The sequence below is a fragment of the uncultured Nostoc sp. genome, from assembly GCF_937863485.1.
Taxonomy (GTDB): Bacteria; Cyanobacteriota; Cyanobacteriia; order Cyanobacteriales; family Nostocaceae; genus Nostoc.
In genome coordinates this window covers 64,916-89,185 of record NZ_CALMFY010000014.1, presented here as the reverse complement: position 1 = coordinate 89,185, position 24,270 = coordinate 64,916, and the positions used below count along the sequence as shown (strand labels likewise).

Genomic DNA, 24,270 nt, shown 5'->3' with positions numbered 1-24,270 from the left:
TGCTGTTTCTAATTATTGTTTAACTGCTTTTATCGACAAACTAATCCGCTTGAGTTTCTCGTTGATTTCTAACACCTGCACTTTGACTACTTGTCCAACTTTGACAACTTTGTTGGGATCGTCTACAAATCGATCAGCAAGTTGGGATATATGCACCAAGCCATCTTGATGTACGCCAATATCGACAAACGCGCCGAAGTTGGCGACGTTTGTGATGATTCCCTCTAGTTCCATTCCCACCTTTAAGTCCCTGATTTCCTTAATTCCTTCTTTGAAGGTGGCATACTTAAACTCTGCACGAGGATCTCTACCGGGTTTTTCTAGTTCGCTAAGAATGTCGCGTAGTGTCGGTTCGCCAACGCTATCGGTAACGTATTTCTTCAGGTTGGTCTTTTTGAGTTTTTCGGCAATTTGTGTGACCTGATTTAATGGCACATTTAGATCAGATGCGATCGCTTCTACTACAGAGTAACTTTCTGGATGCACAGCTGTATTATCTAATGGGTTGTCACCGCCGCGAATCCGCAGAAAACCCGCCGCTTGTTCAAAGGCTTTTGGCCCCAGTTTTGGAACTTTCAAAAGTTGTCGGCGATTTTTAAAGGCTCCATGCTGGTTGCGCTGGGCGACAATATTATTGGCAACTGTTGCCGTAATCCCAGAGACGGAAGTCAGAAGTTCTTTGGAGGCGGTGTTCAAGTCTACGCCGACGTAGTTAACGCAGCTTTCTATAGTGTCATCCAATTTCTTTTTCAACAACTTCTGATCGACATCGTGCTGATATTGTCCCACACCAATGGATTTGGGATCGATTTTCACAAGTTCCGCTAAGGGATCTTGTAAACGGCGACCGATACTAATGGCACCGCGCACGGTAATATCTAAATCGGGAAACTCTTCCAGCGCCACAGTACTTGCAGAATATATAGATGCGCCAGATTCATTCACCATCACCTTAACTGGTTTGCGTTCTATAGTTTGTAATACTTGCGTCACAAACTCCTCTGTCTCGCGGGACGCTGTACCGTTACCGATGGCGATTAACGCAATCTTGTATTTTTCAATCAGATTTTTGACAGTTTGTGCAGCTTTGAGTCGTTGTTCAGTAGCTTGGTGGGGAAAAACTGCTTGATATTCCAAAAATTTCCCTGTTTGGTCGAGGACTGCAACTTTACACCCAGTTCTAAATCCAGGATCTATTGCCAATGTTGGTTTCATTCCTGCTGGTGCAGACAGCAGCAACTCCCGCAGATTAGTTTCAAATGTCTTGATTGATTCTATATCTGCATAAACTTTTTTCTCAGAAATTACCTCTCCCATTAGAGAGACTTTCATCAAACGGTTAAATGCATCTTTCAGCATTGACTGATAAAAATCCCGAATTGTCCGAACTTTGGTTTTAATTTCTTTCGACTCAAGATAGTAAAGTACCGTATCTTCATCAAAAGCGATTTCAAAGCTTAATATTTTTTCCGTTTCACCCCGACACAACGCCAGCATATTGTGGGGTGCAATATTTTTTACCTTAATTTGATAGTTACGGTACATCTCAAATTTGGTTGTACCTTCGGGATAATCATCTTTGATGCGGGAGACGAATACCCCTTCTGCTAAAAGATAATTGCGGATATATGCCCGTAATTCCGCTTTTTCAGCCACTTCTTCCGCTAAAATATCAGCAGCACCTTTGAGCGCCTCTTCTGCTGTTTTTACTCCCTTGCTTTCAGAAATATACTTAGCCGCTTCTTCTTCCAGTGAAGCCGTTGCAGCATTTTTCACATTTAGCGACTTGATGAATTCCGCCAGTAGTTCGAGTCCTTTTTCTCTGGCGATGGTGGCGCGGGTGCGTCGCTTTGGTCGATAGGGTAAGTATAAATCCTCAAGTTCAGTTTTTTGTAAGCAGGATGAGATTTTGGCTTTGAGTTCATCTGTAAGTTTACCTTGTTGGGCGATCGCAGTTAAAATCACCGATTTTCGTTCTTCCAGTTCTGTTAAATAAGTATATCGATCAGCCAATTCACGTAGTTGCACTTCATTCATCTCATCAGTGCGCTCTTTGCGGTAACGTGCAATAAAGGGAATTGTTGCACCCTCCGCCAAAAGTTCCAGCGCGTTTTGCACCTGATGGGGTTTGAGGTTTATTTCAGTTGCCAGTAGTTGAGGAATGTTCAGCATTAGGTGTCTAAAATGAAAAAATGAAAATGCTACTTCTAAAGGTAATATGCTAGATCCTTATCCTGGCGCAAGGCCAAAGTTTTAAGCTAATTTACCAGATGATTACTCATAACAGGATAATTGGTGAAATAGACAAAACCTACCTACACAAGTTTTAAACCTGATCAATCCGCGTAGTTAAACGAGAGTTTGTATAGCATAGCGCAGCTCTGCTGAGTCGAGAAAGCGGCACAAAAAACGTCACCGTCTATTCTGCACTCTTACACTTAAAGCTAGCTGGGCGTAGCCACCCCTACTCTTAAAGCTTGCTACACCCAGCATTGACCACAAATGAAGGAGTTATTCACCAAGGTTTTGGGTGCTTCATCTGTCGGAATGATTATTCAAATTGGTGTAATATCCGACGTTGCCTAATCTTGACTTTCTATAATATTTATTTCGAGCGACTGTTGTAGCTAAAACCTGATTGGATGTAAAATTAACCCCAATTCCAAAAACAATTTCAATTTGTTTTATAAGCACAACAACTTTTAGTTCAGAGGTTAGTAAGATGCCTTTGTCTTTCTTGATACCACTGTGTACTGCTCTAGCCACTGGCTACTTCTTTAAAAAGAGTACTGATGAAATTGCATATCTTGCAGGTGTATTTGCAGCCATTAGCTTTATTTTAAGTTTAGTATTAGCACCCTGGCAGATTCAGTTTGGATTGCTAATCATTGTCTTAATCATTACCAACAGACTTTTGCAGGAAAATGAGTCCAAACAAACTGAAGCTACAAGAAAACAACCTAGAGAAATTAACTAATACTAGCTACCACGAACTAATTTTTTCTCAACTTTAAACTGCTGGAAATTATCAGACAGTTAACCTACTAATGTGCTTAAAAACGGAGGTTGGTAATTTTTTGATTGGAAATTATCCTGCGTGAGTATAGCCTTGACCACTTTAGACTTATCTTTTTAAATAAAATATTTTCTAATAATGGCAAGCTTGATCTTCTACTTTAGCCCATGAACGTTATGGTTAGGTTAAGTATTGTTGAGCTTTTCCATATGTAAGGCGGCACCAATTTTTACAACTATACTTACAATCAATTTTAGGCTCAAAGAAAGTTTGATACTAGGATTTAGAAATAGGGTCTTCCGACTTACTGAAACTCTGAGCTAACTCTCAACTAAGTTTTGTCTGAGATATCTGAATTTGATGATTTTCGTGGATAAATAGAAAACGATTCAGACTCTCGGTTACCAACTGTAATTTTTTTTGTGATAAGTGTATTGCCATACTACAATCAATCATTGCTTGCATTGTTGTCCAAGTTTCAATTCTGCTTTCTCAAACTCTTGGCTTTGCACTTTTAGGGTCTGATACTAAATCGCTACTTTTGCAAGTTTATTACCCAGAAACTGCTGTATAAATCTACAAATCCTTAAAAATAAAAATTCATCTATAGGAAAGTTTAGATTTAATTTCAATTTGATGAAGTTTTTGTTTAAGTATATTTTCTGAAAATGAATTTTTGATGAAGTATGGCGATAAATTTGCAACACTCTTTTATCGTGGTATTCTAGTAAGTAATTATATGTAAAAATAAATTTGAGATAAACCAACCTCTAGTGAAATTACATATAATTAAGATTAAGAACAATTAAGCTTAATACTAAATAATGTAAAAACATCTCAAATCCGCTTAAATCAACGCAAGCTGCGAGTTAATAACCAAAGGCTAGTTTACATTAGTCGTTAATCTCGTCAAAAACTCCATTTGGATATTCACTAAAATTCCCCAGAAACCTGTAAAGCGGATTACTGTAGACTGATTCAGCTATCTTTGATTTCCGCAGCCAAGCAGATTTCTGTTGTTTTTGTGTTTTTATACACAAAATAAGTACGTATACACACTCAATTTGAGTACAAATTTTTATTAATCGGCTTAGTTTCCAGCCGAGGTTACAGATATGTCTGTGAGCCTGGAGAAATTCTATGGTATATCAGTAAATGAATAAACTTTCTTGGAACAAATTAAGAACAATTTATCAATCCAGTTAAGTTAATGGGTTGATAAGTTCAGTAGTGTCTTCAACAAGATTTCTACAGCAGCATAGAACTGATGGAAGTTAATGAATGGATTAATCAAAAATTCTGGTAATCCATTTTTATTCCCTTAGCTCCATCTAGTGAACATGCGGATCGAATCAAAATTCAGCATAAGTGATGTCTCCGACGGACTATTCAGCGTCGCGGACTGCTAAATTTTGTCCACTTTGTGGCAAATCTCTGAATTTTCCCTATGTCTGCATCCACTATGACCTAGATATTGCGATCGCACCAAAAGTAGTCTTGAAGCATGACTGGCTGATACGGAAGATTTCTGCAATTCACAGTTGGGCAAAGCCTAAATTAATTGTGCCAATTACCAAGCAAAAAAACTGCTTTGTTTGGGAGTATAACCTAGTAAACTAATTTAGCGTACTCTACTTTGATTATATAGGATGCTGTCATAATACAGCAACCATCCTGCAAGCTGCATAGTATTTAGTTGCTAACTCTAGAACATGAGCTTCAACGGTCGTTTTGATATCAGTCCCTCTAACATAGCCTTCTTAATTTTGTTGTCTATTTACTGAAGTGGAGGTTGAATTGCACAGGAGGTGTGACCGAAATCCGAAACGTTCAAAACAACGGGCTGTTTACTGTCCGCTTTATACCTCTTATCTCGATTGAGGCAAATGTACGATGAAATCTATCTCGCAAATTTCCAACTTTAAAATAATTCCTTATATCATCCTGTTGATCAGTATTTTATTTAGTATTTCTGGGCAATTGCTGATGAAGCATACCATGAGCCAGACAAATGAGGGACTATTTACTTGGGTATTTCTTGAACAATTAGCATTAGCTGTTAGTGTTTATTGCTTAGGAATAGTAAATTGGATATTAGCTCTCCGCTCTGTAAAATTGAGTATTGCTTATCCACTGACTAGTTTAAATTATGTTGGTATACTTTTAGGCTCATACTACTTTTTTGATGAGGTAATTACACTAACTCGAATAGCAGGAGTAATCACTATTTTTCTGGGTGTTCTTTTAGTGGCTATTCCACTTAAAAAGTCTATATAAATTTATAGTTAATTTTCTAATAGGTATCGACAAATGAACATAGTTATTTGGCTACTTTTAATACTTGTTGTTTTATTAGGAACAACAGCTAACCTATCACTAAAGTATGGACTTTACATTTCTAGTTCTACTAAGGGAGAAAGCACATCTATCCGAAATCTGTTATTCTCTCGTTATTTTTTGATTTGGTTTATCTGCTATACATTTATGATTATATTGTGGCTTTATGTATTGCGGACAATTCCTCTGAGTCAAGCATTTCCAGTTCTAGGATTAATGTATGCGCTTATACCGATTGCTTCTCACTATCTCCTAAAAGAGCAAGTTATATTTAGCCAGTGGTTAGGAATTTCCATTATCATAACTGGTGTAATTCTTGTTGTAAATTAATAGCTAAAGAGACAACCACTCAGGTTATTAATATTAAAAACCTCTAAAGATAAATCTCAAAAACATTCCTACAAAAATCTAAATTTATGAATATAGGCATTATTGGCGGGGGTATAACTGGGCTAGTATTAGCCCAACGTCTTTCACATCAAGGACATACTGTCACTGTCTTCGATAGCAGCAAGCAGCTTGGTGGACTTACCACCTATCATGATTATGGGTTGTTTACCTGGGATCGCTTTTATCACGTTATCCTACCTTCTGATACTCACTTAATAAATTTTCTCAGAGATATTGGTCTTGGAGATAAACTGCGTTGGCATCGAAGTTTAACAGGTTTCTACGACAATAAAAAATTTTATTCTATTAGTAACAGTATAGAATTTCTGCGCTTTCCTCTGTTTGGACTTATAGGTAAAATCAGATTAGCTTTCACTCTCCTGTATGGTTCACGCCTTAATAATTGGCGGCGCTTAGAGAAGATTTTAGTCGAAAATTGGCTATTGAAACTTGGTGGTAAAAGCACATACGAAAAGCTCTGGAAACCCTTGCTTCTATCCAAATTAGGAGAGAACTATAAGCGAATATCAGCAGTTTTTATCTGGGCTTATATCAAACGACTATTTTCAGCGCGTGATTCATCATTAAATAAAGAACAACTTGGTTATGTCTCAGGTGGTTATAAAACTGTTTTTGACCATATAGAAAAATTAATTTACGCAGCTGGAGGTCATATCCACACAGGTGTTGCGGTAGAATATATCGCACCTCATCCAGGGGGTGGAATGTGGGTAGAATTTCAGGGTAAAAAGGAACATTTTGATAAAGTCATTTTTACTGGGCCAGTTAATATTCTGCAACAGGTTGCTGCCAATGAACTGGTGAAAGTTTCAGACACTGGTGAAACAGTAGAATACCTGGGTGTAATCTGCATGGTACTAATTACTCGCAAGGCTCTAGTTCCTTATTACGTGGTAAATATTGCCGATAGAAATGTTCCCTTTACTGGAGTCATCGGTATGAGCAACTTAGTTTCTTTGCAAGAGACAGCAGGATATCACATGACATTCCTACCAAAATATATACTTTCCACTGACGCGTTATTAAAACAGCCAGATGATGAATTGCGTCAAGTATTTTTCCAGGGTATACGTTTGATGTTCCCGGAACTCAAAGCAGATGACATTGTAGCGGCACACATTAATCGAGCTATTAAAGTACAGCCACTACAAGTTTTAAATTATTCAAGCCTTGTTCCAAAGGTGAGTACTGAAAACGATGATTTTTTCGTCGTCAATACCTCACAGTTGGTCAATGATAGTGTCAACAATAACGCAGTTGTGCGACAGGTTGATGATTTTCTCAAAAAATCAACATTACTGAATTCTTGAAATTTGAGTAATGATATTTTATTTTCAAAATCACACGAGGTATTTATGAGTCTTTTTGTTCTTTTACCCGCATACAACGAGCAAGAATCAATTCGCCCCTTGTTCAAAAAGTTTCAGATATTGCAGCAAATCTCTAATATGGAGATCCGACTGATTCTTGTTGATGATGGCAGTAGTGATGCAACTGCTCAAACTGCTTTAGAAGAATCTCAATCATTGAAGATATTACTAAAATTAGTCCAACATCCCAAAAATGCTGGTTTAGGTCAAGCAATCAAAACAGGTTTCACGACTTTCTTAGAAGTTTCCAAAGAAGGTGATTTTTTAGCCGCTATGGATTGCGACAACACTCAACCACCAGAACTGTTAATAAAGATGTATGACACGATGATAGCTGGTAGCTATGATATTGCGATCGCATCTAGATATCGGAAAGGCTCTAAAGTCATAGGCTTATCAACATTTAGACAGATAATGAGTTACGGAGCCAGCTGGCTTTTTAGAATTGCAGCCCGTGTACCAGGTGTAAGAGACTATACTTGTGGTTACAGGCTGTATAACCGAACTTTCCTCAGTAAACTGGATATGTATTATGGGGACAGTTTATTCACTGAAAGTGGATTTGCTTGCATGATAGACTTACTGCTGAAAGCCAAAGTGCTCAAACCAAAAATCGGAGAAATTCCAATGGTTTTGAGATACGATCAAAAGCCTACTGCTAGCAAAATGAAAATTATTAAAACTATTACTCGAACTCTAAAGCTCCTGTTTAAGAATCTATTATCCACAGGACAAATTTCCAATTTAGGTCAGACTTTCAATGAGGAAGAAACAACAAGAATTCCACTTAAAATGGGAAATCGTAGTAAATAAACCTGAGAAGAAATAGGGTTTCACACAAAATTAAGTGGCTCGAAAAATGTTTATCTCAACGATGTCATTTTAGCTACGAGCAAGGCAGAAATCAAAAATAACTTTGATTAAATTGTTGCCTTTGCCAATATATGTGTTTCTTGCTTCCTATACTTTAATAAATTGGAAGCCAGTCTAAGACTGCCTTCCAATTATGTATAAATGTTTTCACTTTCTAGCTTGCTGATTCTCTGCGGCTAAAACACTATACCTAGTATTGCAACTGATTCTCTAAATATTCTCTTCATTTATTAGCAGGGTGCAACTATGCCATAGATAATTTGAATATTTTGCTTCATGGCAGTAACAGCGACAAGATATTGTAACAATGCATCAACATTTTTAATAGCTTTAGCAGTAAGCCGAACTTTTCCAGTTGGTGTTTGTGTCCAAGAACATGCAGGGATGGGAAATCCATGAGCAAAACTGTACCTGATATGCAGAACATCGTTTAGCATCTGTCGAGTGGCTAGTACAGTGCGGCGGAAATAAACAACCCATTCAAAATCAACGAAACGCTTATGCTGTATTCATTTTGACTTTTGACTTTTGACTTTTGACTTCCGCCTTGCGGTACTGGTGCGTTCATGCTTCTTCTTGACCAAACCCAATCATTGATAGGGTCATAGCCAGTATATTGAACCAGAAGATTACACGAATTATCTGAATTTGGCGTATTAAATTGTTTAAGCGATCGCTCTGCTGCATTTTTAGCAATAGGATAGACAGCATGAAACTGAGGATTTAAGGGATTTGCGGTTACATCAAAATAGCGATCGCTGTTTCGAGAGCGTTACTTACAATATTTCACTCACCTTTAAGCGGGGAGTGAGTTTCCCAGGTGAGGAAACCTCTACTGCCTTTCTACCGACTGTGGCTTTCACTGATTTGTTAGACTGAACACACCAAGGATTTTTCAGTCAAATCTCTGAATTACGCCAGCAGACGAGGCTACCCATGCTTACAAGTACGCTACTTCTCTCGAATCAACTTCCCACCCTCCAATATTCCTCCACACCAGAGCGTTTCGATGAAACCTGGGAAGCCCCCCTGGCTACCCTCTTGGGACTAGGACGCGCCGCTGGCGCTGACTTCATCGAATTATTTTTAGAGCGTCGCAACTATATTAGTTCTCTTGCAGAAGAGGACTCCATCACCAGTATTTCACCCAGTCTGTCTACAGGTGCGGGAGTCAGAGTGTTTCGCGGTAAAGCTGACTGTTATGTCAGCACTAATGACCTTTCTTTTTCCGGTTTGAAAGCAGCCTTAGAAAAAGGTCTTTCTATCTTGGGATTGCAATTACCTACTCCTAAAGCTTTCATCCCAGAAATCAACCTGGAATTATTGAGAGATTACGCCACCAAAAGAGGCAAAGATGCCTGGCTACCAGTGTGTAGCTCCATCCGAGAAATGGGAGAAGTCCTCCTTGATGGTACTGCCCACCTGAAGCAAAAAGCTAGCCACGTTCAATCCCGCCGTGCTAGCTATTTCCGGGATTGGCAAGAAGTTTTAATCGCCGCCAGTGATGGTACTTTTGCCCGTGACATTCGCCTCACCCAATCAGTAGGATTTAACCTGTTGTGTGCTGATGGTGCTAATCGTACCTCAATTAGCGATCGCGCTGGTAATACTAGCGATGCTAACTTCTTGAGAACTTGGGATTCTCAACAAGCCGCTGAGAAAATAGCAGAATCTGCTGGAAAAATGCTCTACGCAGATTATGTGGAATCAGGTACTTACCCGATTATTATGGCCAATCACTTTGGCGGCGTAATCTTCCACGAAGCCTGCGGACACCTGCTAGAAACCACTCAAATTGAACGCAATACCACTCCCTTTGCTGACAAAAAAGGCGAAAAAATTGCCCACGAAAGTTTGACAGCCTGGGATGAAGGGCGCTCTGAAAATGCCTTCGGGACAATTGATATGGATGACGAAGGTATGCCTGCTCAAAGAACCCTATTAATTGAAAAAGGTGTTCTTAAAAACTTCTTAGCAGATAGAACAGGTTCTGCACGCACCGGACACCCCAGAACTGGAAGTGGACGCCGCCAAAATTATACCTTTGCAGCTGCTAGCCGGATGCGTAATACTTATATTGATTCTGGCGAATATAACATTGATGATTTATTTGCCTCTGTTGATAAAGGTATTTATTGTAAAAAGATGGGTGGTGGTAGCGTTGGTGCTACAGGTCAATTTAATTTTGGTGTCGATGAAGCTTATTTGATTGAAAATGGCAAAATTACCAAACCGCTAAAGGGAGCAATTCTGATTGGTGAAGCTAAGGAAATTATGAATAAAATTTCTATGTGTTCCCAAGATTTGGAAATTGCACCAGGTTTTTGTGGCTCTGTGAGTGGGAGTATTTACACCACAGTAGGACAGCCCCACATCAAGGTTGATTCTATTACCGTAGGTGGACGATAACCTCGTCAAGTTTAACTCGTTCCCAGGTTCCACCTGGAAACGTCTTCCTTGTAGTGCCACTTATTTTATCTAAGAAGCAAAAGCCTTTCAGTATTACACTCCCGATGTTAACCAGGGAGCGAGAAAATCCCAAATTAAAAATTGACTATGCCGAATATCAATGAGATTGCAAATTCTGCCAAGGACAATGCTGAGAAGCTTGGTATTAAGAAATTTGACATTTATGGCTCAACAGTAGATGATACTAGCGTGCAAGTAGACCAAGGTGATCCAAAACAAGTCAAAGCCTCAAATCGCTCTGGTGTTACTGTTCGTGTCTGGAATGAAGAGAATACAATGGGTGTCACCAGCACTACAGATGTAGATCCCAAAGGACTGGAATTAGCTTTGAAAACTGCCTACGAAGCTAGTTTCTTTGGTGTTAAGGAAAATGTTCCTGATTTTAGTCCAGAAGCTACTGTTCCTATTCCAAATAAACCTCAGGATAAGACACCTCAAGCACCTGTAGCTAAACTCATAGAAAGATTGTTGGTAGCTGAAAAAGAATTACTGGCAGCTCATCCAGCAATTAAAGGTGTGCCTTATAATGGATTATCGCAAAGAGATATTGACAGATTTTATCTCAATAGCGACGGTGCAGTGAGAACTGAATCTCACTCCTTAGCATCAGTTTATCTTTACAGCAAAACTGAAGAAGAAGGAAAAAAACCTCGCAGTGGAGGTGCTTTTAGAATCAACCAGAGTTTAGATAATCTAGACATCAATGGTTGTATCAAAGAAACCGCCGATAAAACTATCAGCCACTTGAACTATGAAAAAATCAAGACTGGTAAATATAGAGTTGTTTTCTCAGCGGAAGCTTTCTTAAGTCTGTTGGGTGGTTTTTCCAACTTATTCAATGCCCAAAGTATTTTGGATAATCAAAGTCTATCTACTCCTGATGATTTAGGTAAGCAAATAGCTTCTCCTCTGCTTTCGGTTTTTGATGATGCACTTCACCCAGCTAACGTAGGGGCAGAAACTTTTGATGGTGAAGGAACTCCTACTCGTCAGATTTCGCTGATTGAAAATGGTGTTTTAACAAGCTTTCTCCACAGTGCAGGCACTGCTAAAAGGCTAAATACCCAGCCAACAGGTAATGCCAGTATTGGTGCAAAAGTCAGCGTTAGTCCCAATTTTTATCACGTTTTTACAACGGCAACTCCTGAAGAAGAGTTGAGCTTAGAAACGGCTGAAAATGTGATTTTTATCGATGATTTACAAGCTCTTCATGCAGGAGTTAAAGCCTTGCAAGGTTCTTTTTCTTTGCCGTTTGATGGTTGGCTAGTTAATAAGGGTGTCAAGACGAGTATTGAGTCAGCAACAGTTGCTGGCGATTTCTTGGAACTCTTAAAGTCAATTATTTATGTAGAAAAAGAGCCAGAGTTAACGCCAGGGGGAGTTTGCCCGAAAATCTGGGTTAATGAACTATCGATTACCGGTGAATAAAACTTACTAAATGCAGAGTTAGGAGTTGAATATAACTCTTAACTCATCACTTTGAAATCATAACTCACCATTAGTATTCTCCACCAATGCTAATGGCAGTATTAAATACATCAGCACCGCTTAAATCAATATTAGCTAAAACTGCACCATTTACGTCACTATTATATAAACGCGATTTACTCAAATTAACGTTGGTGAGATTGGCATTATTTAAGATAGTGTCGCTAACGAATGCTTTTGTGAGATTAGCAGACTTCAAATTAGCTCCAGTTAAATCGGCACCTTCTAAGTTAGCGCCTTCGAGATTAGCTCCTTTTAAATTTGCATTTCTCAGGTCAACACCTATCAGATGAGCGCCTTTGAGGTTTGCACCTGCTAAATTACATCCCAAACATGCTCTAGTTTCCAGCAAACGCCGGACAGGGGCGGAGTTTTCTGCTTTGACGGGAATGGGAGCAGCTAAAGATAGCGTGCTGAGTATGGCTGCTGCCGTCAAAAAAATTCGTTTCATATTTACCTCCGACACTTCTAGAAGTCTTTAAATTCTTAACTTCTACGCTACCAGTGTGCCAAAATTACAGAATTCTGTCCTCATGCGATCGGAGGAATACATAATTTCTATGAGACTATGTATTTTTCTGTGAGGTAGTCCGAGCGGACTAAAATTAAAAGATTATTAGGATTAGTTTTACGTATATAGAGACGTAAAATATTGCGTCTCTATATACGTAGAAACGTCTCATCATCTTAAGTCAAAGGTCTTCGCAGTCGTTGTTCTAATGAAACCAGGTCTACCCCAAGATTTTGCAGAACCCTAATTGCTACTCCCTGTCCTCTACCTATTGCAGCTTCGCAAAGAATACCTAACAGCAGATGCTCTGTGCCAATATAGTTAACGCCAAGTTGCCCTGATTGTTCTACCGATAGTTCTAATGCCTGCTTGGCTCTGGGTGTGAAAGCAATATCTAAAGGTGGATGTCAATTAAGCCTTGCCGCTACCTAACAAATACAGTAAGGCCATGCGAATAGCAACACCACTGGTAACTTGCGATTGAATGAGACTAAATTCTGGGTCATCCATCAATTCAGAACTAATTTCAACACCACGGTTGACTGGGCCTGGATGCAAAATTTTGACGTTAGGTTTACAAAGTTGCAGCTTTGTGCGTGTAATGCCAAATAGCTGATGATATTCTCGCAAACTTGGTAGCAAATGAGCCGTCATGCGTTCCTTTTGCAGGCGCAAAGTCATGACAAAATCAGCATTCTGCAAAGCTGGTTCTAGCTGCCAATGTAAAAAAAGTTGTTGATTTGGGGAGTGGGGAGTGGGGAATGAGGGAGATGAGGAGATAACGAAATCTTGACTCCTGACTCCTGATTCCAAGATAAACTCGGCAAATAACTTGGGTAAGAGGGTTGGTGGTGCTGCCAGATGCACTTCGGCACCACTGGCAATTAAACTCCAGATATTTGATCGCGCCACGCGAGAATGGAGAACATCCCCAACAATAGCAATCTTTTTACCCTTTAAAAGTTCTAGTCGGGGGTGATCTGGGTCGATTAAAGTACAAATGGTAAATAAATCTAGCAGGGCTTGGGAAGGATGCTCATGTTGACCATCACCAGCATTGAGGACGCTAACTCGTACACCTAAACGATCCATTTCAGCCGCGATCGCATTCGGTACTCCTGCCTCTCGATGGCGGACTACCATAATATCAGTTCCCATAGCCAAATAGGTCTTCGCCGTGTCGAGAATTGTCTCTCCTTTAGTCATAGAGGAAGTGGCTGCGGCGAAGTTCAGTGTATCTGCACTTAAGCGTTTGGCAGCGATTTCAAAACTGCTGCGAGTCCGGGTAGAGGGTTCAAAAAATAAATTCGCCACCACCTGTCCCTGCAAGGTTGGCACTTTCTTCGTCCGCCGTGATAGCACCTCTTGAAAACTGGCAGCAGTTTGCAAAACTGTATCATATTCAGCGGTAGTGAAGTCAGCTAGGGAAAGAATGTGATGACGATTCCAGGTGGTAGTAGGCATAAATAGCAATCAGTTTCCTGCATAGAGAGCGATCGCGTCTCTACAGCTTTTTAATTTACATATGCAGAGCAAATAATATCACCTGTCTTATATCAAATTAGATATCTATTGTTTTGTCATTAGTCATTTGTATTCATAAAGGACTAGTACAGCACAGCAGAAATCCAGCTACCATCTCAATTAACCAGACAAGTTGATCTGAGCAACTAGTTAAAGGTAGGCAAACTTCCGCCACAGTGTATTAGTACAGCACGTCGGAAGAAGACCATTAAAAAGCCCTAAAAAGCTTATTCCATAATACTTTTGACTTTTGACTTTTGACTTTTGACTTCCGCCTTGCGGTACTAGTGACTAATCACAGTTTTCAGGAAAAAATACGCTATTTGAACGCACATTAGCTGATTAACTTGGTAAATGTAATACCTGCAAAGCAAAAGAAATCAGGGTAAGAAACGTTAAAAACCCAATAGTATCTAGCATTGTAGTCACCAACGGCCCACTAACTAGTGCTGGGTCAAGCTTCAGTCGTTTCAAACCCATTGGCAGTAAAGTGCCGAGTGTAACAGCCACAATTGTATTAGTTGCCATTACCATTCCGGCAATTAAAGCCACCCATCGCTCTTGGGGTCGTGCCCAAATTAAGGAAAGCAGGATCATCGTTGTGGCTAAAACTAGGGCTGTGGCTAAACCGGCTAAAAGTTCTTTGCGGAGAATTTTCAAGGTATCTTTGGGTGTTACCTCACCTACTCCCAAACCGCGGATTGTCACCGTTAATGATTGAATACCAACAGTGCCACCAGTATTGGAAAAAATTGGCATGATTACTGCTAGAACTGGCACTGCGGCAATTACAGATTGAAAAGGCGCGATCGCACTGGCGGCACCAATATACAGTGCCATGATGCCCAATAGCCAAGGCAAGCGGTTGCGGATGGTAAGTAGGGGAGAGGATAAAGCTGCTTCATCACCACCGACACCCGCTAGTTTTTGAATATCTTCTGTGGCTTCCTCTTCCAAAATATCCATCACATCATCAATGGTGACAATGCCGACCAATCGGTCTTCTCGGTCAACTACGGGGATAGCGATTAAGTCGTAGCGCTGCATGATTCGCGCCACTTCTTCTTGCGGAGTTTCAGTTCTAACTTTGATGACGCGATCGCTAGAAATATCCTTGATGAAAACATCGGGAAAGGTAAACAGCAGCTGGCGCAGTGAAACTACTCTCACCAGCGTCCGGTTGTCATCTGTGACGTAGGCGTAGTAAATCGACTCTTTGTCTTCGTCCTGACGGCGGATTTTGCTTAGGGCTTCGCCTACGGTCAATCCTTGCCGCAACCGCACATATTCGGTTGTCATCACCCGCCCAGCAGTGCCTTCTGGATAGCCGAGAATCGTTGCTGTTGCTTGCCTTTGTTCTGGACTCAGTTCTTGTAATAGTCGTTTGATTACCCCAGCAGGTAGTTCGTCAAACAATTCTGCCCGTTCATCAGGACTCATTGCTTCTACAAGGTGCACTACCTGGACATCATGCAGAGAATTAATTAGTTCCTGCTGCACCTCTGTTGGCAAATATTCAAATACATCAATTGCCTGACCTTTGTTGAGTAAACGGAATGCGAGCGCGCGTTCTTTTTCAGGCAATTGTGTAATGTATTCTCCCACATCCACAGGTTGTAAGCGATTTAAATCCCATTTCAACTGGTTTAAATCGGTAGTATCAGTTAGCAAATCACGAATATCTTCTGTGAGCATAATATATATCTCCTAAGTCTCCCCCGCGCTGGGAGACTTCCTCGCCAGGTCAGAGGAGGTTGATACTGCCATCTTGTGGACTATGGTCCATAAAATCTCAACAATTCAATATCGATATCTGAATTAAGGCATCGCTAGTCATCATCCTAACCCGGAATAGCCCTCTCCGGTAGATACTGAATATTAGTATTCAGTATTTGTGACATTTATCACTAAAGAGTAATTTAATTGCCCTGAGTTTCAGGTAATTTTCGTTAGGGCTTACGTAATAACTCTCTAAAACTCTTATTCCTACCCTGTGGGTTCGCTCTTAGCGTTCTCGCAGAGTAGCCGCTGCTGCGTCTATGTGTCCTTTGCGTCCTTCGCGGTTCGTTTTTTCTAAGTCCAGTTCGTGTAACTTAAACTAGATTTTACAATAGCCTCTTACTTTTTAAACATCCTCTAAGTTCTTTGCCACTCCTGTTCCACAGTTTGACTATGTTGTGATCACTTGCAGTGGCGATGGTCTGGTTATCCGGACTGAAACTTAGACTCTTGACCTAACTGCTATGTCCCTCTAAACGGTTACATTCTCTCAATTGATTTGCTAAAGAGGAGATTCGTACAGACAGTAGTCAACGCAGTGAAAATTAGGAATGTCCAGCCCTGCTAACTAGCAACTTACGTTACTATTATTAATGACTTGCCAAATGCAACTTATTGAATGATAAAATTGCAAATTTTATAGAGTTAAAATATTTATAAAATTACTTGTAGGGGCGCAAGACCTTGCGCCCCTACAAATGTACAAATCAATTTTGGATAATTTATTTTTTGTCAGTCCCTTAAGCAACTTCATGCGTAGTCATTTCCAGCATTAACCCACACCATTACATTTTACTAACATGTGAGTGGCTCTGCTGGTATGAAAGCAGTCATAGTTTCACGATACATAACAGTAAAAACTTACAGTTAAAGCTCTTTTATTACTATTATTAGAGAATATTTAAAACCTTGTTTCTTTGTACTTGATTACTAATATTAATACTGAAACATTACGAGGGATAGTTCATTAATCTTGAATTATCTTCGTGTCTTTGTGCTTTAGTGGTTTCAAAATAAATTTTATTAACCACCAAAATACAAAGACACTAAAATTAGTTGATTCAATAACACTGGTGAAACTATTTATCTCCCAGAATGATAGTTATGTCATCTATTTCAGGAGTATAAATAATTCTCTTCACTAGCCATGTTTTGTTTTTTAATTGAACTTCTTCACCTATTCTGGGAATAAATTGTAAGTTATAATACTTACCGAGAAATTCTTCTGCATTCCCTTTCCAAAAAATTGTTCTTGTTAGTTCACCAGTTTTGTTACTCATTTTTCTTCCTCCTAATATTATTTCTTGCAATTAGTTTGTACTAGGAAAAACTGTTTAAGCAGTTTCACTCAATAATTGCAGAATAAATTTGAGTGGAATTTCTACCCGATCAGAGCGATTATTTAGTTCATCGCCTAGTGCGTCAATCGCTTCCTCTAAAAGATAGGCAAAAAGTAGCACATCTAGTTCTTCTGTTGTCTTTGGAAGAAAAGATTCTTTATTAGCAGTTTCTAGATAAGAATTCAAAAAGCTAGTACTGACCCAGGTATACCAAAACTGTCCCCATTGTTCTATAAGGGGTAAATTTTCAGGCAGGATCATCCCAGATTCTTTTTGATAGTGGAGAGCTTCGTTAACTGCATAGTTGAAAGATAGCAACATTCCTGCTACATCTTGTAGAGGCGATCGCTTTATGCGTCGTTCGCTTAAACTGCGATCTGCTTTGCCTTCAAAATCAGGAATAATAAAGTCTTTTCCTGTGTAAAACACTTGTGATAAATTGTAGTTTCCATGATTACGAGCACGTAAAGCAGTAATTTTTTGCCTGACAACTAACTGAAAGCGTTCTAGAATTTTCTCTTGACTATTAAGAACTTCTAATGCTAATGGTTGAGTATCGTTTGGCAAGTAGTTTGCCCGTTCTTTTAACAACCGAAATACTTGTCCGGTTAAGTTACGTGCATTTTGATATATCGAACGTTGATAAAGTGATGAAAAAGATTCTGGAGCAAAGTCTGAGCTATCTATATTTGTAGCCAGCGCTATATGGAATTCAGCTGTAGATTTACCCAACAGTTCAACACTTTGCAGGTAAGAAGTGATAGTTACAATTGCCAATTCTGGAATCTCACTTCTCTGTAAATCCAACAAATAACCTGATGGAAGAGGCACTTCGGTAATAGTGGCGTGTTCTGTGGTCACTAAATCAAAGTACTTTTGCAAACTATCAAGGGTGTAGTCCCAGCCACTACGAATATCTGAAATAAACTCTTGTAATACGCCTATAGTCGTGGGTAGGGCAGTTTTATTGCCTGTTTTATTTGCACGGCGGTACTCTAAAGCACCAGCTAGGAAAACTGAGTCTTGCAAGGATTTTTTCTGGTATAGGAAACGCCGGATTTCTAAATCTGGATGCAAACCCTCCTCGACTTTGCGGAAGAGTTTCAACAACAAGCGATCGCCATAAACTATATAAGTATTGGTTTGTTCTTCTTTATTCAGGACAATCGGCTCACGATTGGTTAACTCTGGGCGCAATTCGGAGAATGAATCAGTAGTAGTGCCAAATAATTCTCCGGTTATCCCTTTATAAGAGTGATGATTAGCGATCGCATCATCTAGCAGTGAGGTGAGAAAGTTTTTGTCTGCTAAAGCATCAAATAAAATTCCAATTTCTTGAGTATTGAGTGGAGGAGTGTCTGTTCTGCTTTGCACCCCAAGCCGTGCAATCACAGCTTGCGGCATTTCTGCCAAAAGATGTGTTGCTTGCTCACCTTCTGCATAGGCGAGAAACAACAGATAAGTTTCGTTGTTTCCCTGGATATAATCTACCTGCAACCAAACAATTTGAGCTATCTGCTGGTTATAGGGTAAAGAAATCGCTTCAATGATTTGTGTTGATTGTACAGTCCGAGTTTTGCCGCCAAACCAGCTACAGGTATAAAGGTAATCCCGCAACGTTGATTCTAGAATGCTTTTTGACTCTCGTTGCAAAATCACATTCTGCCATGAACCATTTACCAGCAGATAGCTCAAGTCTGCTTGGGGTTTAGGAGATTGCGTCAAGCTAGGTTTGCGTTGTAAGGTAAACCAGTAAAACCCGTAAGGACTTAAGCTGAGGAAATAGGGCGATTCTGTAATTGCTGGGAACTCAGTGGAACCAAAAATTTCTACTGGTAGTAGCCCATTGAAGGTTGATAAATCTAACGCCACCGTTTGTACATAACGAGATAAATTTGCTACTACCAAGACATCTTCTTCAGAGGTAATCCGGCTGAAGGCAAAAACTTTGCGATTATTAGACTGTAGTAATTCAAAACGTCCTTCACCCAATGCCGCAAATCGTTTGCGAGTAGCGATTAAACGTTTCATCCAATACCAGAGAGAATTGCTATTAGTCCGTTGTGCCTCAACGTTGAGTGCTTCGTAGTGATATTCTGAGTCAACGATGACGGGTAGATACAAACGTTGTGGGTTGGCGCGACTAAAACCAGCGTTGCGGTCAGAACTCCACTGCATAGGTGTGCGAACACCATTGCGATCGCCTAGATAAACGTTATCTCCCATGCCAATTTCATCACCGTAGTAAAGTACGGGGGTTCCTGGTAGAGATAACAATAAACTATTGAGTAACTCAATTTGGCGGCGGTCATTGCCCAAAAGCGGCGCTAATCTGCGGCGGATGCCTAAATTTACCCGCATCATTGGGTCTTGTGCATAGGCCCCATACATAAAATCTCGGTCTTCATCTGTCACCATTTCTAGAGTCAGTTCGTCATGGTTGCGGAGGAACAATGCCCACTGACAGTTATCAGGAATCGATGGAGTTTGCTGGAGAATATCTACAATCGGGAAATTATCTTCCATCCGCACTGCCATAAACAAACGCGGCATTAGCGGAAAATGAAAGTTCATGTGACACTCATCCCCCTCACCGAAATATTGAGCGGCATCTTCAGGCCATTGGTTCGCCTCAGCTAGTAACATCCGGTTAGGAAATTTCGCGTCAATGTGCGATCGCAACTCCTTCAAATACGCATGGGTTTCGGGTAAGTTTTCGGAGTTCGTTCCTTCCCGTTCGTATAGATAAGGTACAGCATCCATACGTAGTCCATCTACGCCCATCTCCAACCAAAAATCTAGAACATCAAATACTGCCTGGCGCACCAAGGGATTGTCATAATTCAAATCAGGCTGATGGGAATAGAAACGATGCCAGCAATAAGCTTTGGCAACTGGATCCCAAGCCCAATTAGATGTCTCAAAATCTTGGAAGATAATTCGCGATTCTTGGTATTTTTCAGGAGTATCACTCCAAACATAAAAATCTCGCTCCTGACTCCCTTTTGGGGCACGACGTGCTCTTTGAAACCAAGGATGTTGGTCAGAGGTGTGGTTAATAATTAACTCAATAATTACCCGGATACCCCGTTGATGAGCAGCGCTCAAAAACGCTTTAAAGTCTTCCAAGGTGCCATAGATAGAATTGACACTAGTGTAATCAGCAATATCGTAACCATCATCCTTGAGTGGTGATGGAAAAAAAGGTAACAACCAGATGGCAGTAATACCTAAATCTTGTAAATAGTCTAGTTTTTCTGTTAGCCCTTGAAAATCACCAATACCATCACCATTACTGTCAGCAAATGTCCGAACACCTAGTTCGTAGATAATTGCATTTTTAAACCATAATGGGTCATCTTTCAAGCTGGAGTTTGGCATTTTAAAAAGATATGCGATCGCATATCTAATAGAAGTATATTTTTACTTGATACAATCGCTGAGATTATAGCTTATTTATCTTACACGAGTATTGGTTGGCGCGTGTAGGAAAGAGGGTAGAAGAGGATTTTTGTTGGTGTTACTACGGCTATTACATTCAGGACATAAACCAGCAGCAGGATGTAAATAGAAAGCATTGCAGCGATGTCTGCGACAAGCCGCTAAGAGCGTCTACACACTGATATCCTTGATTTTTAGCCGACGTTAGCATTAAATAAAGTTTATTTGGATTTTTGATCCTTCTTTAAAATTATCAAATAATATAGGTATAAAGTGTCACATATATGCAGGAGGATTTGAACAAATATCGTATTTTAGTTTGGGAATCACTAAAATTCACTACCCAGAAACCTATTAACACGAGATAATAATAAACTCACACCACCCTTAGCTGTTGTCCCATCAACCATTACAGAACTTGTTCTGGCTTGGTTTAAGTAATTCACTTTACAGTCATAGGGTCGAATTCTGCAAGTAGTTCTGAACCAAATCATGAAAACATCTACCAAATTGCTAGCTCGCCTGGAGTATTACTACCAGCAAATCAAAACGATCATTCTAACTCGGCAGAATCCGATTACTGGTTTACTACCTGCGAGTACAGCGATTACAGCCCACGGTGATTATACTGATGCCTGGGTGCGAGACAACGTTTACAGCATTTTGGCAGTTTGGGGTTTAGGACTTGCATACCGCAAAATTGACGACGATCAAGGACGCACTTATGAGCTAGAACACAGTGTGATCAAACTGATGCGCGGGTTACTCTTTGCGATGATGCGACAGGCTCATAAAGTAGAGACATTTAAACATACTCAGTCGCTACTGGATGGACTGCACGCAAAATACAATACCGCGACTGGCGACATTGTTGTTGGTGATGACCAATGGGGACATTTGCAACTTGATGCCACATCTATATTTTTACTGATATTGGCACAAATGACCGCTGCCGGATTGCAAATAATTTATACGATTGATGAAGTGAATTTCGTCCAAAATTTGGTTTACTACATTGGACGAGCTTACCGCACACCAGATTACGGCATTTGGGAACGTGGTAATAAAATTAATCGTGGTAATGCTGAGTTAAATGCCAGTTCCGTAGGTATGGCAAAAGCTGCTTTAGAAGCTATCAATGGACTAGATTTGTTTGGTGTACGTGGTAGTCAAGCATCGGTGATTCATGTGCTACCAGATGAAATCGCCCGCGCCCGGATTACTTTAGAATCCCTATTACCGAGGGAATCTGGTTCCAAAGAAATTGATGCGGCGCTGTTAAGTATTATTAGTTATCCTGCCTTTGCAGTGGAAGACTCGCAGTTACGCGATCGCACTTTAAACGATATTATCAACAAACTCGCAGGTAAATATGGCTGCAAACGCTTCCTGCGTGATGGACACCAAACCGTTTTAGAAGACAATCATCGCTTACATTACGAACCGTGGGAACTGAAGCAATTTGAGCATATTGAATGCGAATGGCCGTTATTTTTCACTTATTTAGTTTTAGATGGATTATTTCGGGGTGAGCCAGAACAAGTTCAAAAATACCAAGAGCTTTTAGAATCATTACTCATAGAACAAAATGGTTTACGTTTATTGCCAGAACTTTATTATGTCCCAGCCGAAAGTATAGAAGCAGAAAAGGTAGCACCACAAACGCAACCACGTTTGCCCAATGAAAATATTCCCTTAGTGTGGGCACAGAGTTTATATCTTCTCAGTCAAATGTTGAGTGAAGGGTTACTTGCTGTTGGTGATATCGACCCTTTGGGAAGACATTTGTGTGTGGGAAAACAGCGTGAGGCATTGGTACAAATTGCTTTATTAGCAGAAGATGAAGATTTACAGACGAAACTAGAAGTTCACGGAATCGAAGCACAAACACCTACCCAAGTAGAACCGATTCAGGTGAGAAAAGCTGGAGAATTTTCCGCTATTTATACCCAAATTGGACGTAACAGCAAACTTGGTTTAACTGGGCGGCCAGTGCGGCGGCTGCGGAGTTTGACAACATCTAGAATTTTTCGGATTCGCGGTGAAACAATTGTATTTTTACCTTCATTTTCAGACTCTCAACAGTTTTACTTAACCCTCGATTACCATTTTTTGCTGGATCAAATTAGAAGCGAACTAGCTTACATTCAAAAATATTGGAGCGATTTAGGACGTCCGACTCTGACTTTAATGTTGACGCACACCATGTTAGAAATCGGTTCTGAGGCATTACTAGAACTGATGCAAGAACTGAAAGATGGTGTTTGTAACGGTGTGCGGGTGAAATTAGGGCGGCTAAATCAGCTAATGCTGACAGCGGGAATCCAAAGAATTGATTTTCTCCCAAATGCAGAATTCTCGCGATCGCCAGTGAAAAATGCTGGACTACGTTGCTATTATCTAGCTTATCATCCTGAGAAAAACTGGCGCTTAGGACATACTCAAGAATTTCAAATGGAGTGTGAAACCAACTTGGGATTATTACTTTCTTATTTGCGCTCATCAGAGAATATCTACGAGCAAATTGAGTTATTGCAAACTTTAATTCGCTTGCAGGGAATGGAATTTGATACAGGGTATGGCGGCCCAGGATATCCTGTCACCGTAGCCGATTTACTAGATGAAGTTTACACCAAAGCTGGAGATTTAAGTATTTGGGCAGTAGTACGCCGGGCTGCGGGGTTGCGACAAATGGTTGATATCAGCCTATCAGATGCAGTTACGAGTATTTTGGTGCGGGGTAAACAAATTGCTGTGGGAAAAGCTTACAGTGAGGCGTCTCTTATTACCGTACCCATGTCCCACGATGAAATTGCTGATAAAATTAATCATTTTTGTCGTGAAGATATACGCGATCGCGTCCTTACCCAAGAGATTTTAATCTATCTTGGTGTCTTAATTCGCTCAGAACCTGAACTATTTCAGGGACTACTGACGTTGAGAGTCGGCTATCTCATCTTATTGATTACCAGCGAACTAGCGCGAGAATTGCATGTTACCCAAGATGAAGCATACGATTACTTAATGCAACTTTCACCCTTTGAAGTAAAAATGCGCTTGCGTCAGGTATTAACTGGATATAGTGGCATGAGTAACCTGTTGCGCCAGCAAGAATCGCTGCACGTCAAACAAAAAGAAAGTGATATTGCTTGGGTGGTATTACCAGCAATCGCCGAAGAAATACAAGTCCCACCAGGCGGTTGGCGGCGGTTTCGTCAAGCCGAGGGTGCGACGGGGCGCGTACCAAAAGAGTTTTTTAAGCAGGTTTGGCTATTAATGCGACATTGTAAAGGTTTAGTAATTGGCGATAAACTAGAGCGCCGCAATCGTTTAGATAGTGAGATAATGCTGTCGGAAATGACAGCGGGGGAAAGAAATTTTGCTTTGTTAGTTGAGCATCTGTTGAATAAAATCGAAGCTTCAGAATACCGCCAAGTTAATATTGAAGCATTAATAGAATTAGGAGCGATCGCAGCTAATAATCCCAACCTGCAAATCGAAGAATATATCGTGTTGGATGTGTTAATTGGTCATGCAGTGCGATTGGCATGGCTAGAAAACCATACTCATCGCAGCGATCGCTATGATGAAGATAAGGCGAGTGCGTGGCGATCGTTTTACAATACCTCACCTAGAGATTGCGCTAGTTATATTTTGAAGGCATTCAGGTTCTTGACGGAATTTGTGAAAGATTTTTAAACGCAGAGGGAC

General features: G+C 40.3%; 17 protein-coding genes and 2 pseudogenes. 9 read left to right on the top strand and 10 right to left on the bottom strand.

Translation table 11 applies throughout. The annotated features are described in order from the left end of the window. Positions 1-12: 12 nt before the first annotated feature. Positions 13-2,172 (bottom strand): Tex family protein, encoded by a 2,160-nt coding sequence (locus Q0541_RS01980; protein ID WP_298904805.1) that lies wholly within the window; start codon positions 2,170-2,172, stop codon positions 13-15. Positions 2,173-2,638: 466 nt separating this feature from the next. Here Q0541_RS01980 and Q0541_RS01975 point away from each other — a divergent pair, with 466 nt between their 5' ends. The 6 genes from Q0541_RS01975 (at position 2,639) to Q0541_RS01950 (ending at position 7,947) form a co-directional block, all read left to right on the top strand. After that, entirely contained in the window at positions 2,639-2,977 is a 339-nt protein-coding gene (locus Q0541_RS01975) for a hypothetical protein (RefSeq protein ID WP_298904803.1), read from the top strand. Between the two features lie 1,410 nt (positions 2,978-4,387). Then, on the top strand, positions 4,388-4,636 hold the full coding sequence (locus tag Q0541_RS01970) for a hypothetical protein (protein WP_298904799.1): 249 nt from the start codon (positions 4,388-4,390) through the stop codon (positions 4,634-4,636). Between the two features lie 273 nt (positions 4,637-4,909). Next, the gene (locus Q0541_RS01965; RefSeq protein WP_298904796.1) at positions 4,910-5,293 is read left to right on the top strand and encodes an EamA family transporter; all 384 of its coding nucleotides are present in this window, start codon (positions 4,910-4,912) and stop codon (positions 5,291-5,293) included. Between the two features lie 33 nt (positions 5,294-5,326). Then, complete coding sequence (locus Q0541_RS01960; RefSeq protein ID WP_298904794.1) at positions 5,327-5,683, top strand: EamA family transporter; 357 nt, start codon at positions 5,327-5,329, stop codon at positions 5,681-5,683. An 86-nt stretch (positions 5,684-5,769) separates the two neighbouring features. Next, positions 5,770-7,074 (top strand): NAD(P)/FAD-dependent oxidoreductase, encoded by a 1,305-nt coding sequence (locus tag Q0541_RS01955; protein WP_298904792.1) that lies wholly within the window; start codon positions 5,770-5,772, stop codon positions 7,072-7,074. A 3-nt stretch (positions 7,075-7,077) separates the two neighbouring features. Further along, positions 7,078-7,947, top strand: coding sequence for a glycosyltransferase family 2 protein (locus Q0541_RS01950; protein ID WP_298904789.1), 870 nt, complete (start codon positions 7,078-7,080; stop codon positions 7,945-7,947). Positions 7,948-8,237: 290 nt separating this feature from the next. Here the strand turns inward: Q0541_RS01950 and Q0541_RS01945 are convergent, their stop codons facing one another. Continuing rightward, positions 8,238-8,444: a hypothetical protein gene (locus tag Q0541_RS01945; protein ID WP_298904786.1), complete on the bottom strand. Its 207-nt coding sequence runs from the start codon at positions 8,442-8,444 to the stop codon at positions 8,238-8,240. Between the two features lie 127 nt (positions 8,445-8,571). Further along, positions 8,572-8,718 (bottom strand): hypothetical protein, encoded by a 147-nt coding sequence (locus Q0541_RS01940; RefSeq protein WP_298904783.1) that lies wholly within the window; start codon positions 8,716-8,718, stop codon positions 8,572-8,574. 225 nt (positions 8,719-8,943) lie between these two features. Here Q0541_RS01940 and Q0541_RS01935 point away from each other — a divergent pair, with 225 nt between their 5' ends. After that, a complete protein-coding gene (locus Q0541_RS01935; protein WP_298904780.1) occupies positions 8,944-10,416 on the top strand; it encodes a TldD/PmbA family protein in 1,473 nt (490 codons plus the stop codon). 147 nt (positions 10,417-10,563) lie between these two features. Further along, on the top strand, positions 10,564-11,904 hold the full coding sequence (locus tag Q0541_RS01930; protein WP_298904777.1) for a TldD/PmbA family protein: 1,341 nt from the start codon (positions 10,564-10,566) through the stop codon (positions 11,902-11,904). A 70-nt stretch (positions 11,905-11,974) separates the two neighbouring features. Here Q0541_RS01930 and Q0541_RS01925 read toward each other — a convergent pair whose 3' ends face one another. The 7 genes and pseudogenes from Q0541_RS01925 to treS form a co-directional block, all read right to left on the bottom strand. Then, the gene (locus Q0541_RS01925) at positions 11,975-12,415 is read right to left on the bottom strand and encodes a pentapeptide repeat-containing protein (protein ID WP_273766803.1); all 441 of its coding nucleotides are present in this window, start codon (positions 12,413-12,415) and stop codon (positions 11,975-11,977) included. A gap of 275 nt (positions 12,416-12,690) precedes the next feature. Continuing rightward, positions 12,691-12,873 (bottom strand): annotated as a pseudogene (locus Q0541_RS01920) (Clp protease N-terminal domain-containing protein); the annotation flags it as partial. Between the two features lie 13 nt (positions 12,874-12,886). Next, positions 12,887-13,939, bottom strand: coding sequence for an aspartate carbamoyltransferase catalytic subunit (locus Q0541_RS01915; protein ID WP_298904768.1), 1,053 nt, complete (start codon positions 13,937-13,939; stop codon positions 12,887-12,889). 402 nt (positions 13,940-14,341) lie between these two features. Continuing rightward, positions 14,342-15,694: a magnesium transporter gene (gene mgtE, locus Q0541_RS01910; RefSeq protein ID WP_298904766.1), complete on the bottom strand. Its 1,353-nt coding sequence runs from the start codon at positions 15,692-15,694 to the stop codon at positions 14,342-14,344. A 410-nt stretch (positions 15,695-16,104) separates the two neighbouring features. Continuing rightward, positions 16,105-16,221, bottom strand: a pseudogene (locus Q0541_RS34275) (hypothetical protein); the annotation flags it as partial. A gap of 636 nt (positions 16,222-16,857) precedes the next feature. Continuing rightward, positions 16,858-17,058 (bottom strand): hypothetical protein, encoded by a 201-nt coding sequence (locus Q0541_RS01905; RefSeq protein WP_298904763.1) that lies wholly within the window; start codon positions 17,056-17,058, stop codon positions 16,858-16,860. 54 nt (positions 17,059-17,112) lie between these two features. Further along, the gene (gene treS, locus Q0541_RS01900; RefSeq protein WP_298904760.1) at positions 17,113-20,499 is read right to left on the bottom strand and encodes a maltose alpha-D-glucosyltransferase; all 3,387 of its coding nucleotides are present in this window, start codon (positions 20,497-20,499) and stop codon (positions 17,113-17,115) included. A 552-nt stretch (positions 20,500-21,051) separates the two neighbouring features. Between treS and Q0541_RS01895 the strand changes: the two genes are divergently transcribed. Continuing rightward, positions 21,052-24,258, top strand: a complete 3,207-nt coding sequence (locus Q0541_RS01895; protein ID WP_298904757.1) for a glycoside hydrolase family 15 protein — start codon at positions 21,052-21,054, stop codon at positions 24,256-24,258. Positions 24,259-24,270 lie beyond the last annotated feature (12 nt).